Here is an 18,404-nt window from a genome sequence, read left to right on the forward strand (position 1 = left end):
GTGCGGTGACCTCCCCGCGCGTCGTCGTGCTCGACCACGGCTCGGGCAACGTCCGCTCCGCCGTCCGCGCCCTCGAGGCGACGGGCGCCGACGTCGTCCTGACGGGGGACCGTGCGGCCGCCGTCGCCGCCGACGGCCTCGTCGTCCCCGGCGTCGGCGCCTTCGCGTCCGTGGCCCGGGACCTGCGCGCCGTCGGCGGCCACGAGGTCGTGGCCGAGCGGCTGGCGGCCGGTCGGCCCGTGCTGGGGATCTGCGTCGGCCTCCAGGTGCTCTTCGGCCGAGGGCTGGAGCACGCCGACGACCCCGCCTCCGCCGCCGAGGGGCTGGGGCTCTGGCCCGGCGACGTCGCCCGGCTGCCCGCCGCCGTCGTCCCGCACATGGGCTGGAACACCGTCGAGGCGCCGGCCGGGTCCGTGCTCTTCGGCGAGGACCCCGACCCCGAGGAGCGGTACTACTTCGTGCACTCCTTCGCCGTGCAGGAGTGGCGCGGGCCGTCCACGGCGGGGGTCACCTGGTCCGAGCACGGCACCCGCTTCGTCGCCGCCGTCGAGGACGGGCCCCTGTCGGCCACGCAGTTCCACCCGGAGAAGTCCGGCGACGCCGGCCAGCGCCTGCTGCGGCGCTGGGTCGCCGCGCTGGGCGACGGGGGAGCGCGGTGAGCCAGCTCGTCCTCGGGCTGGTCCTCGCCGTCCTCGCCGCCTTCCTGCTCGGCGGGGCCCTGTCGCTCGGGCGTCAGGGCCTGCGCCGCGGCGCCCTGGTCGCCGGGGTGCTCGCCGTGCTCGCCCTCGTCGCGGCGGGGCTGTACCTCGTGCCGTACGCGCTCGACCGCTGACGGGCGCCAGGGCCTCCTCGCGGCAGGGCGCCCGAGCGGGTCAGACGACGCAGAACTCGTTGCCCTCCGGGTCCGCCATGACGACGTGGTCGAGGCCCTGGGCCGTCCGGTGCTCCGCGAGGACCCGCGCGCCGAGGGCGCTCAGCCGCACGACCTCCGCCCGGACCAGCCGCTCGCGGTCCTCGGCGCTGCGCGCGCGGCCTCCGCTGACGGGCAGGTCGACGTGCCAGCGGTTCTTCTGCAGCTTCGCCTCCGGGACCCGGAGCAGCGACACGGCCGGCCGGTCACCAGACGGGTCGACGATCGCGGCGCCGTCGTCCCACTCCGCACGGGGGACGCCCATCGCCGTCAGCCACGCCGGCCAGCTCGCGAAGCCGTCGGGCGGCGGCGCGTCGACGTAGCCGAGCGCCGCCTTCCAGAAGGTCGCCATGACCCCGGGCTCGGCGCAGTCGACGGTGAGCGTCCACGCCGGCCCCGCCACAGCGCGATGCTAGGGCCGGGGCCCGATCTGCGGCTGCCAGGATGAGCGGGTGACCTCCCGCGACGAGAAGCCGAGCGACCCGACCCCCGACGGCGCCGAGCGCCTGCAGCTGCTGCCCGCCGTCGACGTCGCCGACGGCCAGGCCGTCCGTCTCGTCCAGGGCGAGGCCGGCTCCGAGACCGGCTACGGCGACCCGCTCGAGGCGGCGCTCGCGTGGCAGGAGGGCGGGGCCGAGTGGATCCACCTCGTCGACCTCGACGCCGCCTTCGGCCGCGGCTCGAACGCGGAGCTGCTCGCCGACGTCGTCGGTCGCCTCGACGTCGCCGTCGAGCTGTCGGGCGGCATCCGCGACGACGCCTCCCTGGAGCGGGCGCTCGCCACCGGCTGCCGTCGCGTCAACCTCGGCACGGCCGCGCTCGAGGACCCGGAGTGGACCCGCCGCGCCATCGCCGAGCACGGCGACCGCGTCGCCGTGGGCCTCGACGTCCGCGGGACGACCCTCGCCGCGCGGGGCTGGACGCAGGAGGGCGGCGACCTCTGGGAGGTGCTCGCCCGGCTCGACGCCGACGGGTGCGCCCGCTACGTCGTCACCGACGTCACCAAGGACGGCACCCTGCGCGGGCCCAACGCCGCTCTGCTGGAGCAGGTCTGCGCCGCCACCGACCGACCCGTCGTCGCCTCGGGCGGCGTCTCGAGCCTCGAGGACCTGCGCGTCCTGCGCGCCCTCGTGCCCAGCGGCGTCGAGGGCGCCATCGTCGGCAAGGCGCTCTACGCGCAGGCGTTCACGCTCGGCGAGGCGCTCGACGTCGCCGGGCGGCCGTGACGACGCCCGCCCCCGGCCCGCCCCACGGACACGCCCACGGAGCGCGCGGGGCGGGCGCCGACTCCGGCGGCGTCCCGTGGGCCGGTCGCACCCTCACCCCCAGCCCCTTCGCGGGCGACGACGGCGCGGCCGACGAGGGCGTGGTCGCCGCCCTCGCGGACCGCGACGCCACGGGTCCCGCGGCGGTCGTGGCGGCGCTCGCGGGCACGCGCGTCTTCGTGCCGGTGGTGGCCGTCGCGGCGGGGGAGGAGGCCTCGCCCCTCACCGGCGTCACCTCCGACACCGGCGCCGACATGGCCGTCGTCACCCTGCAGGCCCCGGACGGGCGCCGGGCGATGCCCGTCTTCACCTCCACGGCGGCGCTCAGCGCCTGGGACGCCGCGGCTCGGCCCGTGCCCAGCGAGGTCGAGCGCGCCGCGCTGTCCGCCGCTGACGAGGGCTGCGCGCTGCTCGTCGTCGACCCGGCGGCGGAGCGGCCCTTCGTCGTGCCGCGCCCCGCGCTCGAGGCGCTGGCCCAGCAGCGGGCGTGGCGGCCGTCGTGGGAGCGCGAGGACGTCGCCGCGGTCGTCCGGGCCGCCGCGGAGGTCGAGCCGGCGGTGACCTCCGCCGTCGTCGAGCGCGGTCGGCGCGCGGAGGCGGCGGTGGTCCTCGCGCTGGCGCCGGGCCTCGACCGCCCCGCCCTCGACGCCCTGCTGGAGCGCGTGCAGACCCGCCTGGCCGCCTCGCCGCTCGTCGCCGAGGCCGTCGACTCCCTCGAGGTGCGGCTCACCACGGCGTCCTGACCCGCCGCGTCCCCTGGCCGGGCGGGCGGAACAGCCGCCGGGGGACACCGGTTGGCAGGGCCCATGACCACCATCGCCGTCATCGGCGCCGGCCGCGGCCTGGGCCGCGCCGTCGCCCGCCGCTTCGGCTCCGAGGGCTTCTCCGTGGCCCTCCTGTCGCGCAACCAGTCCCGCGTCGACGCCCTCGCCGACGAGCTCGGCGCGGAGGGCGTGCACGCCCGCGGCTTCGCCGCCGACGTCCGCGACCCGGCCTCCCTCGCAGCGGCTCTCGAGCGGGCCACCGCCGAGCTGGGTCCGATCGAGGTGCTGCAGTACAGCCCGCTGCCGCAGAAGGACTTCATGCGGCCCGTCCTCGAGACGACGGCCGAGGACCTGCGCGGCCCGGTCGAGTTCTCGATCTACGGCCCGGTCGCCGCCGTCCACCAGGTGCTGCCCGGCATGCGGTTCCTCGGCGAGGGCAGGGGGACCCTGCTCTTCGTCAACGGCGGCTCGGCCGTCACGCCCGGCCGCGCCGTCACCGGCACGAGCGTCGCCTTCGCCGGCCAGGCCGCCTACCTCCAGCTCCTCCACGACGAGCTGCGCGACGAGGGGATCCACGTCGCCCAGCTCGTCATCGGCGGCCAGATCGTCGAGGGCGACCCCGAGAAGGACCCGGGCGTGCTCGCCGACCACCTGTGGGACCTCCACACGGGCCGCGACCGCTTCCGGCTGCAGATCAGCGCCGACTGACCGTCAGGTCCGGCCGGCGGCGGCCCGCTCCCGGGCCGCCGCCACCGCCGGCGCGCTGAGGGAGGCCAGCATCGCGTCCGAGGCGTCCAGCGCCGCGCGGTCGGTGGTGCTCGACGTCGCCATGACCTCCTCGGCCCCCGTGGCGTCGACGAGGCGCGCCAGCACCCGCTCCACCTCGTCGGGCGCGCCGGCGACCGTGGTGCGCCCGGCGGTCTCCAGGTGCCGGCGCTCGGAGCCGGTGGGGCGCCGCTGCCGCAGGGCCTCCACCGGCTCCAGCGGCGGGAAGGCGCCCCGGGTGCGGGCCTCGGCCATGGCCCACGCCTCGGGGAGCGCCAGGTCGGCCGCCGCGCGCGCGTCGTCGGCGACGAGGACGTCCAGCGCCACGACCACGCGGGGTCGTGGCTCGCGCGCGGTGGGGACGAAGTCCCTGCGGTAGCCGGCGAGGGCCTCCAGCGCCGCGGCCGCCCCGTCCCCGTCCCGCTCGGGGTCGAGGAGCGGCGCCAGCAGCGGCCCGCCGACGACGACGGGCAGCCCGAGCCGCGCCGCCACGCCGAGGCCGGCGCCGGTGGCGAGGACGAGCAGCGGCACGTCGGCGCCCTGCGGACGCGCGGTGACCTCCGCGCCGCCGTCCAGGTGGGCCCGCAGCTCCTCGAGGTCCCGCGCGAAGGCGTCGTCGTCCGCCGCGACGCCCTCGCGCCGCAACGCGCGTCGCACCGGGGCGGTGAAGCCGGGGGAGCGCCCCACGCCGAGGTCCACCCGCCCGGGGTGCAGGGCCGCCAGCGTCGCGAACTGCTCCGCGACGACGAGGGGCGCGTGGTTGGGCAGCATGACGCCGCCCGAGCCCACCCGCAGGTGCGCCGTCGCCGCCAGCACCGCGCCGGCGAGCACCGCCGGCGCCGAGCCCGCGACGCCCGGGACGGCGTGGTGCTCGGCCACCCAGAAGCGGCGGAGCCCGAGCGCCTCGGCGCGCCGCGACCGCTCGACGACCCCCGTCAGGGCGAGGGCGTCGGGCTCGCCGGTGCGCGTGCGGGCGCGGTCGAGCAGGGACAGCGGGACGTCGAGCACCTCCGCGGAACGCCACCGCCCCGGTGTCCCTTCCGCCGCGACGCGCGGGCGGACGCCGCCGTCGGGGGCGGCAGGATGGCGGCCGTGGACGACGCCGACGCCAGCACGCCCGACGCCAGCACGCCCGACGCCGGCCCCGCAGACGGCGACCCGGCGGGCCCCGAGCCGGCGGTCGTGCCGGTCGAGGGCGGGATCCGGCTGGGCCAGCTCCTCAAGCTCGCCTCCCTCGTCGACACGGGCGCCGACGCCAAGGAGGCGCTCGCGGCGGGCGTCGTGCGCGTCAACGGCGAGGTCGAGGTGCGCCGGGGTCGCCAGCTGGCCCCCGGGGACGTCGTCGCCGTCGACGGGGCCGGCGCCGTCCGCGTGGGCTGAGCGTCGGCCCGGGGCCGCCCCGCCACGGGGGCCGTGGAGCGCCCGCCGTCGCGACCCGGCGGGGCGCGGCGCAGGATGGGTGGCGCCGCGCAGCCCAGCGGCGGCGCGCGCCACGAAGGAGCCCCATGACCCGCATCGTCTCCGTCGGCACCGCCGTGCCGCCGCGCACGTCGGCCCAGGCGGACATCACCGACGCCTTCAGCCAGGTCATCGCCTCGGGCGGCGAGCTCGACGGCCCCCGTCGCGCCCTGCTGCACCGCCTGCACGGCAACACCGGGGTCCGCCAGCGGCACCTCGCCCTGCCGCTCGAGGAGTACCCGCAGCTCGACGGCTTCCGCTCCGCCAACGACGCCTACGTGCGGGTCGGGCTCGAGCTGGGGGAGCGCGCCGTGCGGCAGGCCCTCGAGCGCGTCGGCCTCACGCCCCAGGACGTCGACGTCCTCGTCCTGGCCAGCACCACGGGCGTCGCGGCGCCGTCGCTGGACGCCCGCCTCGTCGAGCCGCTGGGGCTCCGGCCGGACGTCAAGCGCATGCCGCTCTTCGGCCTCGGCTGCGTGGCCGGCGCGGCGGGCGTCGCCCGCGTGCACGACCACCTCCGCGGCGACCCGGACGCCGTCGCCGTGCTCCTCGGCGTCGAGCTCTGCTCGCTCACGGTGCAGCGCGACGACACGTCCACCGCCAACCTCGTGGCCTCCGGGCTCTTCGGCGACGGCGCCGCGGCCGTCGTCCTCCTCGGCGACCGGCGGGCCGCCGAGCTGGGGCTGCCCGGCCCCGAGGTCGTGGGCGCCCGCAGCCGCTTCTACCCCGACACCGCGGGCGTCATGGGCTGGGACGTCGGCGGCAGCGGGTTCCGCATCGTCCTCACGACGAGCGTCACCGACGTCGTCCGGCAGTACCTGGCCGACGACGTCACCGGCTTCCTCGGCGCCCACGACCTCGCGACGGGGGACGTCGCCCGCTGGGTCGCCCACCCGGGGGGGCCCAAGGTGCTCGACGCGGTGACCGAGGTCCTCGACCTGCCCGACGACGCCCTCGCCCGCTCCTGGGAGAACCTCGCCGACAACGGCAACATGTCGTCCGTCTCGGTGCTCCACGTCCTGGCCGCGACGCTCGCCGAGCCGCCCGCCGACGGTGACCACGCGCTGATGTTCGCCATGGGGCCCGGCTTCTGCGCCGAGCTGGTCCTCCTCCGGTGGCCCGAGGCCGCGGCGGCGGGCGACGGCCGGGCCGGCGCCGCGGTGGCGGCGTGAGCGTCGGGGTCTACGCCGTCGTCGTCCTGCTCGTCGCGGTCGAGCGGCTGGTCGAGCTCGTCGTCTCGCGCCGCAACCTGGCGTGGGCGCTGCGCCGTGGCGGGTTCGAGGCCGGGCGCGGCCACTTCCCCGTCATGGTCGCCCTCCACACGGGCCTGCTCGTGGCCTGCCTCGTGGAGGTCGTCGTGGCCGACCGGCCCTTCGTGCCGGCGCTCGGGTGGACGATGCTCGCGCTGCTCGTCCTCACCGAGGGGACGCGCGCATGGGTCATCGCCACGCTGGGGCGGCAGTGGAACACCCGGGTCGTCGTCGTGCCCGGCCTGCGCCGGGTCACCCGCGGCCCCTACCGCTGGCTGAGCCACCCCAACTACGTCGTCGTCGCCGTCGAGGGCGTCGCCCTGCCGCTGGTCCACACCGCGTGGGTCACCGCCGTCGTCTTCACGGTGCTCGACGCCGCGCTCCTGCTGCTCGTGCGCATCCCGGCCGAGGAGCGGGCCCTGGCCCGCCTGCGCACCTCCTGAGGCGCGGTGAGTGGGCCCGCAGCAGCGGACCGGACGCACGAGGGGCCCGGGAGCAGGTGCTCCCGGGCCCCTCGTGCGTGCGGTCGAGCGGTCAGCGCTTCTCGGCCTCGTCGCCCGGCGTCGTGGGCGAGGCGCTCGTCGTGGGGGCCGACGACGGCTTCTGCTCGCGCACGGCCTCCTCGATGCGGTCGCCCGTCTCCTTGTCGATGTTCCGCCAGTAGGCGAAGGCGCGCTCGAGCACCGGCTCGGAGACGCCGTTGAGCAGGTGGCCCGACACGTTGGTCACGAGGCGGCTGCGCGCGCCGTCGTCCATGACCTCGCGGACGAGCGTGCCGGCCTGGCCCCAGTCGTCGTCCTCGGCGTGGTCGAGGTAGGCCGTGCGCGCCGTCGGGCCGCCGGCCGTCCACCCGGGCGTCTCGCCGGCGCGCCGGGGGTCGGCCACCGGTCCGCCGACGCTGCTCGGCTGGTAGACGGGCTGCGTCGGGGGGTTCCAGCGGTACGCCATCGCCCCCTCCTTGGCGTACGTGCCGAGCGGGGCCACGGGCGCGTTGACCGGGAGCTGGGTGTAGTTGGTGCCGATGCGGTACCGGTGCGCGTCGGCGTAGCTGAACATCCGGCCCATGAGCATCTTGTCGGGGCTCGGCCCGATGCCCGGCACCATGTTGTTGACGTCGAAGGCGGCCTGCTCGATCTGCGCGTGGAAGTTCTCGGGGTTCGTGTCCAGCGTCATCCGGCCGACCTCGACCAACGGGTAGTCCTTCTGCGACACGGTCTTCGTCACGTCGAAGATGTTGTGCCGGTAGGACTCCGCCTCGTCGACGGGGATGACCTGGACGTGCATCGTCCAGCTCGGGAAGTCGCCCTCGGCGATCTTCGCGAAGAGGTCCTGGCGGTGGTGGTCGGGCGACGCCCCGGCGATGCGGTCGGCCTCGTCCTGCTCGAGGAACTCGTTGCCCTGGTCGGTCTTGAGGTGGTACTTGACCCAGAAGGCCTCGCCCTCGGCGTTGACCCACTGGAACGTGTGCGAGCCGTAGCCGTTCATGTGGCGCCAGGTGCGCGGCACGCCGCGGTCACCCATGAGGACGACGACCTGGTGAGCGCTCTCGGGGGAGAGGGTCCAGAAGTCCCACTGCATGTCGTTGTCGCGCAGGCCGGACGCGGGCAGGCGCTTCTGCGAGCGGATGAAGTCCTGGAACTTCATGGCGTCCTTGACGAAGAACACCGGCGTGTTGTTGCCGACGAGGTCGTAGTTGCCCTCGCTCGTGTAGAACTTCAGCGCGAAGCCGCGGGGGTCGCGCCAGGTGTCCGGCGTCCCCTGCTCGCCGGCCACCGTCGAGAAGCGCGCCAGCATCCGGGTGGTCGTGCCGGGCTGGAAGAGGGCGGCGCGGGTGTACCGGCTCACGTCGCCGGTGACCTCGAAGGTGCCGAAGGCGCCGCCGCCCTTGGCGTGGACGACGCGCTCGGGCACGCGCTCGCGGTTGAACTGCGCCATCTTCTCGACGAGGTAGTGGTCCTGGAGCAGCGTCCCGCCGCCCGGGCCCTGCGTCATCGAGTGCTCGTCGCTGCCGGCGGGGATGCCGGCGTTGCTGGTGGTCCAGGTCGCCTCGGCGGTCACGGTGGGTCCTCCTGGTGGTCTGCGGGGGGAGGTCGCCGGGACGACGACCTGCACGCCACCACCGTGCGCCGCGGGGGACCGGCCCGCATCCCCGGAGGGCGCCTCCCAGCCGGCTCCCCGCCCGCGCTCAGCGGGCGGAGCAGCGCGAGCAGGTGCCCCAGTAGATGACCTCGGCCTCGTCGACGACGAACCCGTCCAGGGCGGCACCGCCGCCGGTGCCCGCGCCGCGGGGGCGCGCGGGCTCGAGGCACGGCGCGGCCCCGGTGGCGCAGTCGACGTCGCGCACCTCGCCGCAGCCCCGGCACACGAGGTGGTGGTGGTTGTCGTCCACGCGCAGCTCGAAGCGCGCGGGGGAGCCCGCCGGCTCGATGCGCCGGACGAGCCCGGCGCGGTGCAGGGCGCCGAGGACGTCGTACACCGCCTGCACGGAGACGCTGCCGATGCGCTCGCGGACGCCGCGGGCGACGTCGTCGGCGTCGGCGTGGGGCTGGTCGGCCAGGACGGCGAGGGCCGCGACGCGCGGCGCGGTCGCCCGCAGGCCGGCGCCGCGGAGCAGCGCGGTGCCCTGGGCGGGCGCCGTCGGCGGGCCGGCGGGGGTGCTCACCGGCTCACCTGACCACCCAGTCTGGAACCCGTCAAGCGAAGGGGGCCGCCCGGTGGCGGGGCGGGTCAGCGGACGGGCCCGGTGAGGCGCTCGCCGGGGCCCTGCCCCGGCGGGTCGGGCACGACGGAGGCCTCCCGGAAGGCCAGCTGGAGGGAGCGGAGCCCGTCGCGCAGCGCGCGGGCGTGCTGGTTGCCGATGTCGGGCGCCGCGGCCGTCACGAGGCCGGCGAGGGCGCCGATGAGCACGCGCGCCTCGGCCAGGTCGAGGTGCTCGCGCGCCTCGGGCCCCTCGGCGAGGCCGCACTTCACCGCTGCGGCGCTCATGAGGTGCACGGCCGCGGTCGTGATGACCTCCACGGAGGGCACCTCGGCGATGTCGCGCAGCTCGCGCGCTCCCTCGGCCGCGGGGTCGAGCTCGGGGGTCTGGTCAGCCATGCCTGCTACCCTTCCACGCAGACCGACCGCTCCCGCGCGCCCGCCTCCCGGCGGCACGCGGGAGCGGGACGCCAAGCGGAGGCCGAGCCTCCCACCCGAGAGCGACCCCGCCGTCCCGGCGGAGGTGGCCGGGTCCGGTCCGCGGTCGGCCCGTGACGGGCCGGTCCGCGTGCGCCCCCGTGCGCCGCCCGAGAGGCGGTGCGGGGGTGACCGGCCCCGGGTGGGCGCGCCGACGTCGACGCGTCCGCGGCGCGGGGCCCACCCTCGCTGCGGCGGTGCCGCCCGCACGCGACTAGGGAGCAGCACATCAGCGAACCGCGCATCAACGACCGGATCCGCGTCCCCGAGGTCCGACTCGTCGGTCCCGGCGGGGAGCAGGTCGGGATCGTCCGCGTCGAGGACGCCCTCCGCCTGGCCCAGGAGGCCGACCTCGACCTGGTCGAGGTCGCCCCGCAGGCGCGACCCCCCGTCTGCAAGCTCATGGACTTCGGCAAGTTCAAGTACGAGGCCGACATGAAGGCGCGCGAGGCGCGCAAGAACCAGGCCAACACGGTGCTGAAGACCGTGCGCCTGCGCCTGAAGATCGACCCGCACGACTACGCGACGAAGAAGGGCCAGGCCGAGAAGTTCCTCTCCGCGGGGGACAAGGTCAAGGTCATGATCATGTTCCGCGGTCGCGAGCAGTCGCGCCCGGAGATGGGCTACCGCCTCCTGCAGCGGATGGCGGCCGACGTGGAGGAGCTCGGCTCGGTCGAGAGCGCCCCCACGCAGGACGGCCGCAACATGGTCATGGTCATCGGCCCGCACCGGAAGAAGGCCGAGGCGCGCGCCGAGCAGCGCCGTCGCCGCGACACCCCCGCCGCCGAGGCGGCGCCGGCCGAGGCCGCGGCCGCCGAGGGCCAGCAGGCCTGAGGCGGCGGGCCCGCCCAGCACCACCCGCACCACCGCCCCCGGGGCTCACCCCGGGGGCCCGCGCACGAGCATGAGGAGACCCGGCGCCATGCCGAAGAACAAGACTCACAGCGGCGCCAAGAAGCGCCTGCGCCTGACCGGCACGGGCAAGGTCATGCGCGAGCGCGCCGGCCGCCGCCACCTCTTCGAGGGCAAGTCCTCCCGCGTGACCCGCCGCCTCGCCGGCGACGCCCAGGTCTCCGGCGCCGACGCCAAGACGGCACGCCGGCTCCTCGGGCGCTGAGCCCCCGCCGGGGCGGGCGTCCGACGCCCCGGCACCCCGGCGGTCGCGCGAGCGACCCCACCGCCCCGACCCCGCTCGCGGGTCGGGCACCCCACCGAGCACACGCCCGCGGCGGCCCCCGGCCGCCCGGGCCCCACGGCCCCCGGGCCGAGACGACGAGGAGCACCCCAGTGGCACGCGTCAAGCGGGCGGTCAACGCCCAGAAGAAGCGCCGGGAGACCCTCGAGCGCGCCAGCGGCTACCGCGGCCAGCGCTCGCGGCTGTACCGCAAGGCGAAGGAGCAGGTCACCCACTCCCTCGTCTACGCCTACCGCGACCGCAAGGCGCGCAAGGGCGACTTCCGCCGCCTGTGGATCCAGCGCATCAACGCCGGCGCGCGCGCCAACGGCATGACCTACAACCGCTTCATCCAGGGCCTCAAGGCCGCGGGTGTCGAGGTCGACCGCCGCATGCTCGCCGAGCTGGCCGTCAACGACGAGGCGGCCTTCGCGGCGCTCGTCGAGCTCTCTCGCGCCAACGTGCCGGCTCAGGCCGGCGCGGCGGCCTGAGCGCAGCGACGCCGGGTCGGGCGGGCGGCATGAGCGCGTCCGCCCCCCAGCACGACCAGCACCAGCAGCACCCCCCGGGGCGTCCCGCCACGGCCGTGCTGGCCAACCCCCGCAGCGAGCGGGTGCGGTCGGTCAGCCGGCTGGCGGGGCGCCCCGCGCGCGTGCGGGCCGGGGCCTTCCTCGCCGAGGGCCCGCAGGCGGTGCGGGAGGCCGTGCCGGCCGGGGCGGTCCGCGACCTCTACGGCACGCCGGAGGCCCTCGAGCGGCACGGGGCGCTCGTCGAGGAGGCCGCGCGCCGCGGCGCGACCGTGCGACCGTGCACCGACGAGGTCCTCGCGGCGATGGCCGACACGGTCGCGCCGCAGGGCCTGCTCGCCGTCTGCCGGCCGGTCGACGTCCCGCTCGCGGACGTGCTCGCCCGTCGGCCCCGGCTCGTCGCCGTCCTCGCCGAGGTCCGCGACCCGGGCAACGCCGGCACGGTGCTTCGGGCCGCCGACGCCGCGGGGGCGGACGCCGTCGTCCTCACCTCCGGCAGCGTCGACCTCTACAACCCCAAGTGCGTCCGCTCGACGGCGGGCTCCCTCTTCCACCTCGACGTCGTGACGGGCGTCGGGCTGGCCGAGGCGGTGGCGGGCCTGCGCTCGGCGGGCGCGGCCGTGCTGGCCGCCGACGGCGAGGGGGAGGACGACCTCGACGACCTCGCGGACGCGGCGGCCGACGGCGGGGGCCCCCTGGCGGGGCCGGTCGCCTGGGTCTTCGGCACCGAGGCCCACGGCCTGTCGCCGGCCGACCGCGAGCTCGCCGACGCCGTGGTCCGCGTGCCGCTCCACGGCCGCGCCGAGAGCCTCAACCTCGCCACGGCGGCGGCGGTCTGCCTCTACGCGGCCGCCCGGGCCCACCGGCCCCGGACGTCCTGCGCCGCGGGGGCCCGGGCGTGAGCGAGGAGATGCTCCTCGACCCGGGCGACCTGCCCGACGGGCTCGTCGTCGCCGACGCCGACGCGCGCGTCGTCGTCGTCACCCCGGAGGCCGAGCGCTGCCTGGGGCTGCGCGCCGCGGACCTGCTGGGGCGCGACGTGCGCGACGCGCTGGCCCTGCAGGACACCTCCGGGCGGCGCTGGTGGGCCTGCACCGACCCGTGGTCGGGGCTCGCCACCCGCCGCGGGCACCGCGAGCGCCTGCTCGTCCTCCCGGGCGGGCGCGAGGTGCTCGTCACCGCCCGCTACGTGCGCCCGGGCCGCGGCGAGCCGGTGAGCCGGGTGGTCCTCGCGCTGCGGGGGACGGACGCCCGCCGCCGCGCCGAGGCCGACCACGCCGCGCTCATCGCCACCGTGGCGCACGAGCTGCGCTCGCCCCTGACGAGCGTCAAGGGCTTCACCTCGACGCTGCTGCGCCGCTGGGAGCGCTTCACCGACGAGCAGAAGCAGCTCATGCTGCGGACCGTCGAGCACGACGCCGACCGCGTCACCCGCCTCATCACCGAGCTCCTCGACATCTCGCGCATCGACGTGGGCCGCCTCGAGGTGCGCACGCTGCCCGTGGACCTCGGCGCCGTCCTGCGCGCCCACGCCGAGCGGGCGGTCGCCTCCGGGCTCGACCCGGACCGCGTGCGCGTCGACGCGCCGCCCGCCGAGGCGCTCCCCGAGGTCTGGGCCGACCGGGACCGCCTCGACCAGGTGCTCGCCAACCTCGTCGAGAACGCGGTCCGCCACGGGGACGGGCTGGTGCGCCTGTCCCTGGGGACGGGCGCGGTCGCCTCCGAGGCCCTCGACCCCGTCCCCTCGCGCGACGCGGAAGCCCTCGTCGTCTGCGTGGAGGACGCCGGTCCCGGCATCTCCGAGGCCCACATCCCCCTCGTCTTCACCAAGTTCTGGCGCGGCGAGAGCCGCGGGGGCACCGGCCTCGGCCTCTACGTCGTCCGCGGCCTCGTGGAGGCGCACGGCGGCCGCATCGTCGTGCGGCGCTCCGACCTCGGCGGCGCCCGCTTCGTCTTCACCCTCCCCGCCGGCGACCCCACCGCGGACCTGCACCCCGACGTCTGAGCTCGGCGGCGGGCCTCGGGGGCGGACGGCGGACGGCGGACGGCGGGCGGCCCGGCCGCGGGCGGTCCCTAGACTCATCCCCCGTGTCTGCCCCGAACAAGGACTTCGACCCCGTCCAGGTGACGCCGCTGGACGCCGAGCAGGTCGAGGGCGCCGTGGCCGACGCGCTCGCGGCCGTCGCCGCGGCCGGCGACCTCGAGGAGCTCGCGGCGGCCTCCCGCGCCCACGGGGGCGACCGGAGCCCGCTGGCGCTGGCCAACCGGGAGATCGGGGCGCTGCCGCCGTCGGCGAAGGCCGACGCCGGCCGCCGGATGGGCCAGGCGCGGCGGCGGGTCGCCGACGCCGTCGCCGAGCGCCGCGCCGTCCTGGAGGCCGAGCGCGACGCCGCCGTCCTCGTCACCGAGGCGCTCGACCTCACGCAGCCGACGTCGCGGCGCCCCCGGGGGGCCCGGCACCCGCTGGGGCTGCTCGTCGAGCGCGTGGAGGACTTCTTCACCGGGCTCGGCTGGAGCGTGCTCGAGGGTCCCGAGGTCGAGGCGGAGTGGTTCAACTTCGACGCCCTCAACTTCGGCCCCGACCACCCCGCGCGGCAGATGCAGGACACCTTCTTCGTCGACCCGCCGGAGGACGGGCTGGTGCTGCGCACGCACACCTCGCCCGTGCAGGCGCGCGCCCTGCTCGACCACGGCGCACCGCTCTACGTCGCCGTCCCCGGGCGCGTGTTCCGGACCGACGAGCTCGACGCCACGCACACGCCCGTCTTCACGCAGGTCGAGGGGCTCGCCGTCGACGAGCACCTGACGATGGCGCACCTGCGGGGCGCCCTGGACGCCCTGGTCGTGGCGATGCTCGGGGAGGGCACGGTGACGCGCCTGCGCCCGGCCTTCTTCCCCTTCACCGAGCCGAGCGCCGAGCTCGACGTCCGCTGCCCCGTGTGCGCGGGCACCGGCGTCGTCGCCCCCGGCGCGGGCGCCCGCGCGCAGGGGGCGGCGACCGCCGCCGAGGAGGCGGCCTCGACCCGCGCGGACGACCCCGCGGGCGAGGGCGCCCCCTGCCGCACCTGCGGGGGCACGGGATGGATCGAGTGGGGCGGCTGCGGGATGGTCAACCCGCACGTCCTGCGGGCCGCCGGCGTCGACCCCGAGCGGTTCTCCGGCTTCGCGTTCGGGATGGGGATCGAGCGGACGCTGATGTTCCGCAACGGCGTGCAGGACATGCGCGACATGGTCGATGGCGACGCCCGGTTCAGCCGGCGCTTCGGGGTGGAGGTCTGATGCGCGTCGGGGTGAGCTGGCTCGCGGAGGTCACGGACGTCGCGGACGGCGCGACCGCGGAGGACGTCGCCGCGGTGCTCGTGCGCGTCGGCCTCGAGGAGGAGGGCCTGCACGGCGGCGACGTCAGCGGCCCCGTCGTCGTCGGCCGCGTCCTGTCGGCCGAGCCCGAGCCGCAGAAGAACGGCAAGACCATCCACTGGTGCTCGGTCGACGTCGGCGAGGAGGAGCCGCGCGGCATCGTGTGCGGGGCGCAGAACTTCGGCGCCGGCGACCTCGTCGTCGTCAGCCTGCCCGGCGCCGTGCTGCCCGGCGGCTTCGCCATCGCCGCGCGGAAGACCTACGGGCACGTGTCCGACGGGATGATCTGCTCCACCGCCGAGCTGGGGCTGGGGGAGGACTCCGACGGGATCGTCGTGCTCGGGGAGCTCCTCGGGGCCGCGGCGGACGGCGTCGCGCCGGGCGACGACGCCACGGCCCTCCTCGGCCTGGACGACCGCGTCGTGGAGGTCAACGTCACCCCCGACCGCGGCTACTGCCTCAGCGTCCGCGGGCTCGGGCGCGAGCACGCCCACGGGCGGGGCCTCGACGTCGCGACGGCCTTCCGCGACCCGCTGGCCGGCGTCCGGGTGCCGAGCGGGCCGGGCGAGCGCGACGTCGTCCTCGCCGACGAGGGGCCCCTGGACGGGCGGCCCGGGGCGAGCCGCTTCACCGCCCGCACGGTCCGCGGCGTCGACCCGAGCCGCCCGACGCCGTGGTGGCTGCGCCGCCGGCTCGTCCAGGCGGGCATGCGCCCGGTCTCCCTCGCCGTCGACGTGACGAACTACGTCATGCTCCTCGTCGGCCAGCCGCTCCACGCCTACGACGCCGCGCGCCTCGACGGGGCCCTCGTCGTCCGCCGCGCCCGGGCGGGGGAGCGCCTGACGACGCTCGACGGCGTCGAGCGGGCCCTGCACCCCGAGGACCTCGTCGTCGCCGACGGCGCGGAGGGGGCCCGCGCCGTCGGCCTGGCCGGCGTCATGGGCGGGGCGAGCACCGAGGTCACCGCGGCGACCCGCGACGTCGTCCTCGAGGCGGCGTGCTTCGACCCCGTCTCCGTCGCGCGCACGGCCCGGCGGCACCGCCTCCCCAGCGAGGCGAGCCGTCGCTTCGAGCGCGGCGTCGACGACGCGATGGCCGCAGCCGCCTCCCAGCTGGCCGTCGACCTGCTCGTCGAGCACGGCGGCGGCACCGCCGAGGACGGCCTCACCGACGTCGGCGGGCCGGCCGAGCGGCCGGTCGTCGCCCTGCCCGTCGGCGAGCCCGCCCGGCTGGTGGGCGTCGACTACGCCCCCGAGCGCGTGCGCGCGCTGCTCGAGCAGGTCGGGTGCGCGGTCTCCGGCGGCCCCGGCGCCCCGGACGCGCTCGCGGGCGCCGCCGCCGCGGGCGCGGGCGTCGGCGCCTGGTCGGTCGAGCCGCCGTCCTGGCGGCCGGACCTGCGGCAGGCCGCCGACCTCGTGGAGGAGGTCGCGCGCCTCGACGGCTACGACCGCATCCCGTCCGTGCTGCCCCGGGCCGTGCCCGGCACGGCCGGCGGGGTCCTCGCCGGCGGTGGCCTGACGGCGCGCCGCCGCGCGGTGCGCTCCCTGGCCCGCGCGCTCGCCGAGGCGGGGCTCGTCGAGGTGGCCAGCTACCCGTTCGTCTCGCCGGAGCGGGCCGACGCCCTCGGGCTGCCCGACGGGGACGAGCGCCGCCGCGCCCTGCGCGTGGCCAACCCGCTGCGGGAGGAGGAGCCGCTCCTGCGCACGAGCCTGCTCGCGACCCTCGTCGACGTCCTGCGCCGCAACGTCGGCCGGGGCGCCGACGACGTGGCGCTGTTCGAGCTGGGCTCGGTGGCGCTGCCCGCGGCGGACCGCGCGCCGTCGCCCCGGCCGGGCGTCGACCGGCGGCCGACCGCCGAGGAGGAGGCGGCCGTCCGGGCGTCGGTGCCGCACCAGCCCCTCCACGTGGCGGCGCTCCTCGTCGGCGCGCGCACCCCGCGCGACTGGGAGGGTCGGGGCCGCAGCGCCGACGCCCGTGACGCCGTCGAGCTCGCCCTCCTCGTCGGCGAGGTCCTCGGCGTCCCGCTGACGGCCGCGGCCGAGGCCGACCGCCCGCCGTTCCACCCCGGTCGCTGCGCGGCGCTGCGGGTGGCCGGGGGGCCGGCCGCCGGCGCCGTCGTCGGCCACGCCGGCGAGCTGGCCCCGCGGGCCGTCGCGGCGCTCGAGGTGCCGGCCCGCACGGTCGCGCTGGAGCTCGACCTCGACGTGCTCCTGGGCGCGCTGCCCGGCCCGCCGCGACCGGGCGCCCTCGCCACCTACCCCGTGGTCAAGCAGGACGTCGCCCTCGTCGTCGACGCGTCCGTGCCCGCCGCCGACGTCGAGGAGGCGCTGCGGCGCGGCGCCGGGCTCCTGCTCGAGGACTGCCGGCTCGTCGACGTCTACGCCGGCGAGCAGGTGGGCGAGGGCCGCCGGTCCCTGGCCTTCTCGCTGCGCTTCCGGGCCCCCGACCGCACGCTCACCGGCGCCGAGGTCGCGCAGGCGCGCGAGGCCGCGGTGGCCGCGGCGGGGGAGGCGACGGGCGCCGTCCTGCGCGGCAGCTGAGGGCGGCGGCCGGCACGAGCGGCCGGCACCGGCGGCTGGGCGCCCGCCGGTCCGCCGGTCCGCCGGTCCGCCGGCCGGACGGACGTCACGCCGTTCGCATGAGCATCCACGGATGTGTATGGTCATGCGCATGGTGAGGGTGGCGGTCGCGGGGGCCAGCGGCTACGCGGGGGCGGAGGTCCTGCGCCTCCTGCTCGGCCACCCGGACGTCGAGGTCGGGGCGCTCACCGCGGCCTCGAGCGCCGGGACCCCGCTCGGCCAGCACGCCCCGCACCTGCTGCCGCTGGCCGACCGGGTCCTCGAGCCCACGAGCGCCGAGGTGCTCGCCGGGCACGACGTCGTCGTCCTGGCGCTGCCGCACGGCAGCTCCGGCCCGCTCGCCGCCGAGCTCGGCGACGAGGTGCTCGTCGTCGACGCCGCCGCCGACCACCGGCTCGCGGACGCCGCCGCGTGGGAGGCCTTCTACGGCAGCCCCCACGCCGGCACGTGGCCGTACGCCCTGCCCGAGCTGCCCCTGGCGGGCGGCGGCCGCCAGCGCGAGGCCCTCGTCGGCGCCCGGCGCCTCGCCGTCCCCGGTTGCTACCCCACGGCCTGCACCCTCGCCCTCGCCCCCGGCATGGCCGCCGGCCTGTGCGAGGCCGACGACGTGGTCGTCGTGGCGGCCTCCGGCACCTCGGGCGCCGGGCGCGCCGCGAAGGTGGCGATGCTCGGCGCCGAGGTCATGGGCTCGATGTCGCCCTACGGCGTCGGGGGCGTCCACCGGCACACCCCGGAGGTCGAGCAGGGGCTCGCCGCCGCCGCCGGCGAGCCGGTCCGCGCGTCCTTCACCCCGACGCTCGCGCCGATGCCGCGCGGCATCCTCGCCACGGCGACGGCCCGCGCGCGGCCGGGGACGACGGCCGCGCAGGTCCGGGCCGCCTGGCAGGACGCCTACGCGGACGAGGCCTTCGTCCACGTCCTGCCCGAGGGCCGCTGGCCGCGGACCAAGGACGTGGCCGGTTCCAACGCCGTCCACCTCCAGGTCGCGCTCGACGAGCGCGTCGGCCGGGTCGTCGCCGTCGCCGCCGTCGACAACCTCGTCAAGGGCACCGCCGGCGCCGCGGTGCAGGGTCTCAACCTCGCGCTCGGCCTCCCCGAGGGCGCGGGGCTCAGCGCCGTCGGGCTGGCGCCGTGAGCGTCCGCCGCCCCGCCGTCCCCGCCCCCCGTCGACCGTCCGCCGG

General features: G+C 77.7%; 21 protein-coding genes. 16 read left to right on the forward strand and 5 right to left on the reverse strand.

Features of this window, described 5'->3' with window-relative positions; genetic code table 11:
• The first annotated feature begins 5 nt into the window (after positions 1-5).
• Positions 6-659, forward strand: coding sequence for an imidazole glycerol phosphate synthase subunit HisH (gene hisH / locus Q0789_RS01920; protein ID WP_298801556.1), 654 nt, complete (start codon positions 6-8; stop codon positions 657-659).
• A complete protein-coding gene (locus Q0789_RS01925) occupies positions 656-832 on the forward strand; it encodes a hypothetical protein (RefSeq protein ID WP_298801558.1) in 177 nt (58 codons plus the stop codon). The genes hisH and Q0789_RS01925 overlap by 4 nt, the downstream gene beginning before the upstream one ends.
• A 40-nt stretch (positions 833-872) precedes the next feature.
• Here the strand turns inward: Q0789_RS01925 and Q0789_RS01930 are convergent, their stop codons facing one another.
• On the reverse strand, positions 873-1,313 hold the full coding sequence (locus Q0789_RS01930) for a VOC family protein (RefSeq protein WP_298801560.1): 441 nt from the start codon (positions 1,311-1,313) through the stop codon (positions 873-875).
• A gap of 49 nt (positions 1,314-1,362) precedes the next feature.
• Between Q0789_RS01930 and priA the strand changes: the two genes are divergently transcribed.
• The 3 genes from priA to Q0789_RS01945 all read left to right on the forward strand — a co-directional run bounded on the left by priA (position 1,363) and on the right by Q0789_RS01945 (position 3,647).
• On the forward strand, positions 1,363-2,136 hold the full coding sequence (gene priA / locus Q0789_RS01935) for a bifunctional 1-(5-phosphoribosyl)-5-((5-phosphoribosylamino)methylideneamino)imidazole-4-carboxamide isomerase/phosphoribosylanthranilate isomerase PriA (RefSeq protein WP_298801562.1): 774 nt from the start codon (positions 1,363-1,365) through the stop codon (positions 2,134-2,136).
• Positions 2,133-2,918 (forward strand): SseB family protein, encoded by a 786-nt coding sequence (locus tag Q0789_RS01940; RefSeq protein ID WP_298801564.1) that lies wholly within the window; start codon positions 2,133-2,135, stop codon positions 2,916-2,918. The genes priA and Q0789_RS01940 overlap by 4 nt, the downstream gene beginning before the upstream one ends.
• A 63-nt stretch (positions 2,919-2,981) precedes the next feature.
• Positions 2,982-3,647: an SDR family oxidoreductase gene (locus Q0789_RS01945; protein WP_298801566.1), complete on the forward strand. Its 666-nt coding sequence runs from the start codon at positions 2,982-2,984 to the stop codon at positions 3,645-3,647.
• Between the two features lie 3 nt (positions 3,648-3,650).
• On the opposite strand, the gene Q0789_RS01950 is transcribed toward Q0789_RS01945, so the two are convergent.
• On the reverse strand, positions 3,651-4,712 hold the full coding sequence (locus Q0789_RS01950) for an MsnO8 family LLM class oxidoreductase (protein WP_298801568.1): 1,062 nt from the start codon (positions 4,710-4,712) through the stop codon (positions 3,651-3,653).
• A gap of 174 nt (positions 4,713-4,886) precedes the next feature.
• On the opposite strand from Q0789_RS01950, the gene Q0789_RS01955 reads away from it, so the two are divergent.
• From Q0789_RS01955 to Q0789_RS01965, 3 genes are read left to right on the forward strand one after another with little or no spacing between them, the layout of a single operon-like run.
• Positions 4,887-5,084, forward strand: coding sequence for an RNA-binding S4 domain-containing protein (locus Q0789_RS01955; RefSeq protein ID WP_363325969.1), 198 nt, complete (start codon positions 4,887-4,889; stop codon positions 5,082-5,084).
• A complete protein-coding gene (locus Q0789_RS01960) occupies positions 5,081-6,334 on the forward strand; it encodes a 3-oxoacyl-[acyl-carrier-protein] synthase III C-terminal domain-containing protein (RefSeq protein WP_298801626.1) in 1,254 nt (417 codons plus the stop codon). Before Q0789_RS01955 ends, Q0789_RS01960 begins: the two co-directional genes overlap by 4 nt.
• Entirely contained in the window at positions 6,331-6,855 is a 525-nt protein-coding gene (locus Q0789_RS01965) for an isoprenylcysteine carboxylmethyltransferase family protein (protein WP_298801569.1), read from the forward strand. The genes Q0789_RS01960 and Q0789_RS01965 overlap by 4 nt, the downstream gene beginning before the upstream one ends.
• A 91-nt stretch (positions 6,856-6,946) precedes the next feature.
• Here the strand turns inward: Q0789_RS01965 and Q0789_RS01970 are convergent, their stop codons facing one another.
• The 3 genes from Q0789_RS01970 to Q0789_RS01980 form a co-directional block, all read right to left on the reverse strand.
• Positions 6,947-8,470, reverse strand: coding sequence for a catalase (locus Q0789_RS01970; RefSeq protein ID WP_298801571.1), 1,524 nt, complete (start codon positions 8,468-8,470; stop codon positions 6,947-6,949).
• 127 nt (positions 8,471-8,597) lie between these two features.
• Positions 8,598-9,074, reverse strand: a complete 477-nt coding sequence (locus Q0789_RS01975) for a Fur family transcriptional regulator (RefSeq protein WP_298801573.1) — start codon at positions 9,072-9,074, stop codon at positions 8,598-8,600.
• 65 nt (positions 9,075-9,139) lie between these two features.
• Positions 9,140-9,508, reverse strand: a complete 369-nt coding sequence (locus tag Q0789_RS01980; protein WP_298801575.1) for a DUF1844 domain-containing protein — start codon at positions 9,506-9,508, stop codon at positions 9,140-9,142.
• 306 nt (positions 9,509-9,814) lie between these two features.
• Between Q0789_RS01980 and infC the strand changes: the two genes are divergently transcribed.
• The 8 genes from infC (at position 9,815) to argC (ending at position 18,358) form a co-directional block, all read left to right on the forward strand.
• Positions 9,815-10,420 (forward strand): translation initiation factor IF-3, encoded by a 606-nt coding sequence (gene infC, locus Q0789_RS01985; RefSeq protein ID WP_171202103.1) that lies wholly within the window; start codon positions 9,815-9,817, stop codon positions 10,418-10,420.
• 88 nt (positions 10,421-10,508) lie between these two features.
• On the forward strand, positions 10,509-10,703 hold the full coding sequence (gene rpmI, locus Q0789_RS01990) for a 50S ribosomal protein L35 (RefSeq protein ID WP_171202090.1): 195 nt from the start codon (positions 10,509-10,511) through the stop codon (positions 10,701-10,703).
• 170 nt (positions 10,704-10,873) lie between these two features.
• The gene (gene rplT, locus Q0789_RS01995) at positions 10,874-11,251 is read left to right on the forward strand and encodes a 50S ribosomal protein L20 (RefSeq protein WP_171202091.1); all 378 of its coding nucleotides are present in this window, start codon (positions 10,874-10,876) and stop codon (positions 11,249-11,251) included.
• Positions 11,252-11,280: 29 nt separating this feature from the next.
• Positions 11,281-12,189, forward strand: a complete 909-nt coding sequence (locus Q0789_RS02000) for an RNA methyltransferase (RefSeq protein ID WP_298801579.1) — start codon at positions 11,281-11,283, stop codon at positions 12,187-12,189.
• A gap of 8 nt (positions 12,190-12,197) precedes the next feature.
• Positions 12,198-13,292 carry an ATP-binding protein gene (locus Q0789_RS02005; RefSeq protein ID WP_366917604.1) on the forward strand — a complete coding sequence of 365 codons (1,095 nt, stop codon included), beginning with the start codon at positions 12,198-12,200 and terminating at the stop codon, positions 13,290-13,292.
• An 83-nt stretch (positions 13,293-13,375) separates the two neighbouring features.
• Complete coding sequence (gene pheS / locus Q0789_RS02010) at positions 13,376-14,566, forward strand: phenylalanine--tRNA ligase subunit alpha (RefSeq protein ID WP_298801583.1); 1,191 nt, start codon at positions 13,376-13,378, stop codon at positions 14,564-14,566.
• Positions 14,566-17,184 carry a phenylalanine--tRNA ligase subunit beta gene (gene pheT, locus Q0789_RS02015; protein WP_298801584.1) on the forward strand — a complete coding sequence of 873 codons (2,619 nt, stop codon included), beginning with the start codon at positions 14,566-14,568 and terminating at the stop codon, positions 17,182-17,184. The genes pheS and pheT overlap by 1 nt, the downstream gene beginning before the upstream one ends.
• Before the next feature lie 130 nt (positions 17,185-17,314).
• Positions 17,315-18,358, forward strand: a complete 1,044-nt coding sequence (gene argC, locus Q0789_RS02020) for an N-acetyl-gamma-glutamyl-phosphate reductase (RefSeq protein ID WP_298801586.1) — start codon at positions 17,315-17,317, stop codon at positions 18,356-18,358.
• Positions 18,359-18,404 lie beyond the last annotated feature (46 nt).

The organism is uncultured Pseudokineococcus sp. (assembly GCF_947499845.1).
Classification (GTDB): domain Bacteria; phylum Actinomycetota; class Actinomycetes; order Actinomycetales; family Quadrisphaeraceae; genus Pseudokineococcus.

Coding starts and splice junctions, on each gene's coding strand:
- rpmI (WP_171202090.1), top strand. CDS start 10,509: ATGCCGAAGAACAAGACTCACAGCGGCGCCAAGAAGCGCCTGCGCCTG.
- Q0789_RS01945 (WP_298801566.1), top strand. CDS start 2,982: ATGACCACCATCGCCGTCATCGGCGCCGGCCGCGGCCTGGGCCGCGCC.
- Q0789_RS01980 (WP_298801575.1), bottom strand. CDS start 9,508: ATGGCTGACCAGACCCCCGAGCTCGACCCCGCGGCCGAGGGAGCGCGC.
- argC (WP_298801586.1), top strand. CDS start 17,315: ATGGTGAGGGTGGCGGTCGCGGGGGCCAGCGGCTACGCGGGGGCGGAG.
- Q0789_RS02000 (WP_298801579.1), top strand. CDS start 11,281: ATGAGCGCGTCCGCCCCCCAGCACGACCAGCACCAGCAGCACCCCCCG.
- Q0789_RS02005 (WP_366917604.1), top strand. CDS start 12,198: ATGCTCCTCGACCCGGGCGACCTGCCCGACGGGCTCGTCGTCGCCGAC.
- pheT (WP_298801584.1), top strand. CDS start 14,566: ATGCGCGTCGGGGTGAGCTGGCTCGCGGAGGTCACGGACGTCGCGGAC.